Annotated in this window: 4 protein-coding genes; 2 read left to right on the top strand and 2 right to left on the bottom strand. The window is 61.9% G+C overall.

Annotated elements, in window-relative coordinates; all coding sequences use genetic code 11:
• On the bottom strand, positions 1–1,150 hold a 1,150-nt coding region (locus BI292_RS09125), incomplete at its 3' end, for an aconitase family protein (protein WP_256592641.1).
• A gap of 222 nt (positions 1,151–1,372) precedes the next feature.
• On the opposite strand from BI292_RS09125, the gene rlmM reads away from it, so the two are divergent.
• Both rlmM and tusA read left to right on the top strand, forming a co-directional pair.
• Positions 1,373–2,446: a 23S rRNA (cytidine(2498)-2'-O)-methyltransferase RlmM gene (gene rlmM, locus BI292_RS09120; RefSeq protein ID WP_101207678.1), complete on the top strand. Its 1,074-nt coding sequence runs from the start codon at positions 1,373–1,375 to the stop codon at positions 2,444–2,446.
• Positions 2,447–2,632: 186 nt separating this feature from the next.
• Complete coding sequence (tusA, locus tag BI292_RS09115) at positions 2,633–2,884, top strand: sulfurtransferase TusA (protein ID WP_045062389.1); 252 nt, start codon at positions 2,633–2,635, stop codon at positions 2,882–2,884.
• Here tusA and BI292_RS09110 read toward each other — a convergent pair.
• Positions 2,881–4,265: MATE family efflux transporter (locus tag BI292_RS09110; RefSeq protein ID WP_256592640.1), on the bottom strand; the 1,385-nt coding region annotated here is incomplete at its 5' end. The genes tusA and BI292_RS09110 overlap by 4 nt on opposite strands.

Below are 4,265 nucleotides of genomic sequence, written 5' to 3'. Positions count from 1 at the left end.
CGCGATCCTGCGGGCGTTTCGGCCCGGCGAGGCTGGCTTCGACGCTGCCCATGTCCAACTCGAGGCTGTCGGTGAAAACCGGTTCCTTGCCCGGCAGGCGCCATAGGCCTTGGGCCTTGGTGTAAGCCTCGACCAGTTTCACCACTTCCGGCGGACGGCCAGACAGGCGCAGGTAATCCAGCGTCACGTCGTCGACCGGGAAGAAGCCGCACGTCGCGCCGTATTCCGGGGCCATGTTGGCGATGGTCGCGCGGTCGGCGAGGGGCAGGTCAGCGAGGCCGTCGCCGTAGAATTCGACGAATTTGCCGACCACGCCTTTCTTGCGCAGCATCTGCGTGACGGTCAGCACCAAGTCAGTCGCGGTGATGCCTTCCTTGAGTTTGCCGGTGAGTTTGAAACCGATCACTTCCGGAATCAGCATCGACACCGGTTGGCCAAGCATCGCGGCTTCTGCTTCGATCCCGCCGACACCCCAGCCGAGTACGCCGAGGCCATTGATCATGGTGGTGTGCGAGTCGGTGCCGACCAGGGTGTCGGGGAACGCGTACGTGCGGCCGTCCTCGTCCTTGGTCCAAACGGTGCGGCCGAGGTATTCGAGGTTCACCTGATGGCAAATCCCGGTGCCCGGTGGCACCACGCTGAAGTTGTCGAAGGCGCTTTGGCCCCAGCGCAAAAAGGCATAACGCTCGCCGTTGCGCTGCATTTCGATGTCGACGTTCTGTTCGAAGGCGCTGGAACTGGCGAATTTATCGACCATCACTGAGTGGTCGATCACCAAGTCCACCGGCGACAACGGATTGATCCGCTGCGGGTCGCCGCCGGCCTTGGCCATCGCGGCGCGCATGGCGGCGAGGTCGACCACCGCCGGCACGCCGGTAAAGTCCTGCATTAATACCCGGGCCGGGCGGTATTGAATTTCGCGGTCGGAGCGACGCTCCTTGAGCCACGCGGCAATCGCCTTGAGGTCGGCGCCGGTGACGGTTTTTTCGTCCTCCCAGCGCAGCAGGTTTTCCAGCAGGACTTTCAACGACATCGGCAGTTTGTCGAGGTCACCGAGGCTCTTGGCAGCGTCGGGCAGACTGAAATAGTGGTAAGTCTTGTCGTCGATTTGCAGGGTTTTAAGGGTTTTCAGGCTATCGAGGGACGGCATTTGAAATGACTCCTTTAAGTCCGCACGGCTACGGACTTGGGGGACGGACAGAGCATTAAACCTAGCTCTGTTTTAAGTAGCTGGCTAATAACTGGACTCTATCGACAAGTCCAAGGTTCCGAACTCGGCTATCATGCGCCGGTTTTCGTGACAGGCTTTGCTTCAACGCAAGCCTGGGCATCGCGCAGTGGCTGAATTCTCGCCATCTGCCCAGGAGTAAGAATGAACACCCTATTTATGCATTGCCGGCCGGGCTTCGAAGGCGAAGTCTGTTCCGAGATTTCCGAACACGCCGCGCGGCTGAATGTGGCCGGTTATGCCAAGGCTAAAACCGCCAGCGCCTGCGCCGAATTCATCTGCACCGAAGAAGACGGCGCCGCGCGCCTGATGCGTGGCCAGCGTTTCGCCGATCTGATCTTCCCGCGCCAATGGGCGCGCGGGATCTTCATCGATCTGCCGGAAACCGACCGCATCAGCGTGATCCTCGCGCACATTGCCGACTTCCCGGTGTGCGGCAGCCTGTGGCTGGAGATGGTCGACACCAACGATGGCAAGGAGCTGTCGAACTTCTGCAAGAAGTTTGAAGTTCACCTGCGCAAGGCCCTGATGGCTGCCGGCAGACTGGTGGAAGACGCAAGCAAGCCGCGCCTGTTGCTGACGTTCAAAAGTGGCCGTGAAGTGTTTGTCGGTCTGGCTGAGTCGAACAACTCGGCGATGTGGCCAATGGGCATTCCGCGCCTGAAGTTTCCGCGTGACGCGCCAAGCCGGTCGACGTTGAAGCTGGAAGAGGCCTGGCACCATTTCATCCCGCGCGATCAGTGGGACGAGCGCCTGCACAGCGACATGACTGGCGTCGACCTCGGCGCGGCACCGGGCGGTTGGACCTGGCAACTGGTCAATCGCGGCATGCTGGTGACCGCCATCGACAACGGCCCGATGGCCGAAAGCCTGATGGACACCGGCCTGGTGCAACATTTGATGGCTGACGGTTTTACCTTCAAGCCGCGTCAGCCGGTGGACTGGATGGTCTGCGACATCGTCGAGAAACCGGCCCGTAACGCGGCGATGCTCGAAGAGTGGATTGGCGAGGGACATTGCCGCGAAGCGGTGGTCAATCTCAAGTTGCCGATGAAACAGCGTTACGCCGAAGTGAAACGCTTGCTGGAACGGATTGCCGAAGGCTTCAAGGAGCGCGGAATCAAAGTCGAAATCGGCTGCAAACAGCTGTACCACGACCGCGAAGAAGTGACCTGCCATTTGCGCCGGATAGACGTGAAGAAACCTAAATCCCGCTGAGTCGCGCCCGTATTGCGAGGCGCCACCCAACCTTGTGGGAGCGAGGCTTGCCCGCGAAGCTTTTAGCGTCTTCAAGGACGCCTTCGCGGGCAAGCCTCGCTCCCACAAGGGCGGGGCGGTGGTATGAGACAGATGACCGAACACCCGGCAATGCGCGACAATGCCGGCCAGTTTCAGGAGTGAATCATGAGTGAAATGCTTGATACGCCGGTAGACGGCACCCTCGACGCCACCGGCCTCAACTGCCCGGAACCGGTGATGATGCTGCACCAGCACATCCGTGATCTGGTGCCCGGCGGCTTGCTCAAGGTGATCGCCACCGACCCGTCGACCCGGCGCGATATCCCCAAGTTTTGCGTGTTCCTCGACCATGAATTGGTCGGCCAGCACGAAGAGGCGGGCACCTACCTCTACTGGATCCGCAAAAAACTCGCTTAACCGGCCGACTTGCTGATGCGGATCCGCTTACGTGCACTGCGCGCCAGGCGGATCGACAGCATCAGCGCCGCGCAACTCAGGCCCACGATCAAACCCTGCCATAGCCCGCTCGGGCCACTTGGCGCACCGAGCCAGTCGGTCAGGCCCAACGCGTAACCGACCGGCAGGCCAATGCCCCAATAGGCAAACAGGGTCAGGATCATCGTCACCCGCGTGTCCTGATAACCGCGCAACGCCCCGGCCGCCGTGACCTGGATCGCGTCGGAAAACTGGAACAGCGCCGAGTACACGATCAGCATCGCCGCGATGTGAATCACCGCCGGATCCGTGGTGTAAATGGTCGCAATCTGCTCGCGCAGCAACAGCATCATGCTGGCGGACAGGCAGGCATACGCCAACGCACTGCCCATGCCGACACCCGCCGCGAATCGCGCTTCCCGCGGTTCATTACGCCCCAGCACCTGGCCGACGCGCACGGTCACGGCCATGCCCAGCGAATACGGAATCATGAACACCAGCGAACTGACGTTCAGCGCGATTTGATGCCCGGCGACCACGGTCGCGCCGAGGCTGCCGATCAGCAGCGCAATCACGGCGAAGATGCTCGATTCGGCAAACACCGCGATGCCGATCGGCAGACCGATACTCAGCAGGCGTTTGATCACCGCCCACTGCGGCCAGTCGAAGCGGCTGAACAGTTCGCTCGCCTTGTACGCCGGGGCCCAGCGCGTGTACACGGCCATGCCCAGCGCCATGAACCACATGACAATGGCGGTGGCCCAGCCGCAACCGACGCCGCCCATCGCCGGCACACCGAAGTGGCCATAAATGAACACGTAGTTGAGCGGGATGTTCATCGCCAGCGCACACAAGCCCAAAACCATCGCCGGACGCGTGCGGCCCATGCCGTCGCTGTAGCAGCGCAGCACGTGATACAGCGCCACAGCAGGCAAACCGCAAGCGATTCCGCGCAGGTATTCCATGCACGGGCCGATCAGTTCCGGATCGACTTTCATGACGCGCAGAATCGGTTCGGCGCTGAACAGGATCAGCGTCGCCAGTAACCCGACCACCGTCGCCAGCCACAATGCCTGGCGCACCAATGGGCCGATTTCAGTGTGCGTGCCGGCGCCGAAGCGCTGGGCGACTTTCGGCGTGGTCGCCAGCAGCGTGCCGGTCATCAGCAAAAACACCGGCACCCAGATCGAGTTGCCCAACGCCACCGCCGCCAGATCCCGCGAACTGACGCGACCGGCCATCACCGCATCGACGAAGCCCATGGCGGTGGTCGCCAGTTGCGCGATCATGATCGGCAGCGCCAGGGCGAACAGGTTCTTCAGCTCCAGGCGAATCCGCGCGGGGCGGGTGAGGGGGATGGCAA

This window comes from Pseudomonas sp. 43NM1 (assembly GCF_002836905.1).
GTDB lineage: Bacteria > Pseudomonadota > Gammaproteobacteria > Pseudomonadales > Pseudomonadaceae > Aquipseudomonas > Aquipseudomonas prosekii.
Note: the sequence above shows the minus strand (reverse complement) of the source record. Positions and strands in the feature narration are given on the sequence as shown.

Excerpts from the sequence above, each read along its gene's own strand:
- rlmM (WP_101207678.1), top strand. The coding sequence starts at position 1,373 with ATGAACACCCTATTTATGCATTGCCGGCCGGGCTTCGAAGGCGAAGTC.
- tusA (WP_045062389.1), top strand. The coding sequence starts at position 2,633 with ATGAGTGAAATGCTTGATACGCCGGTAGACGGCACCCTCGACGCCACC.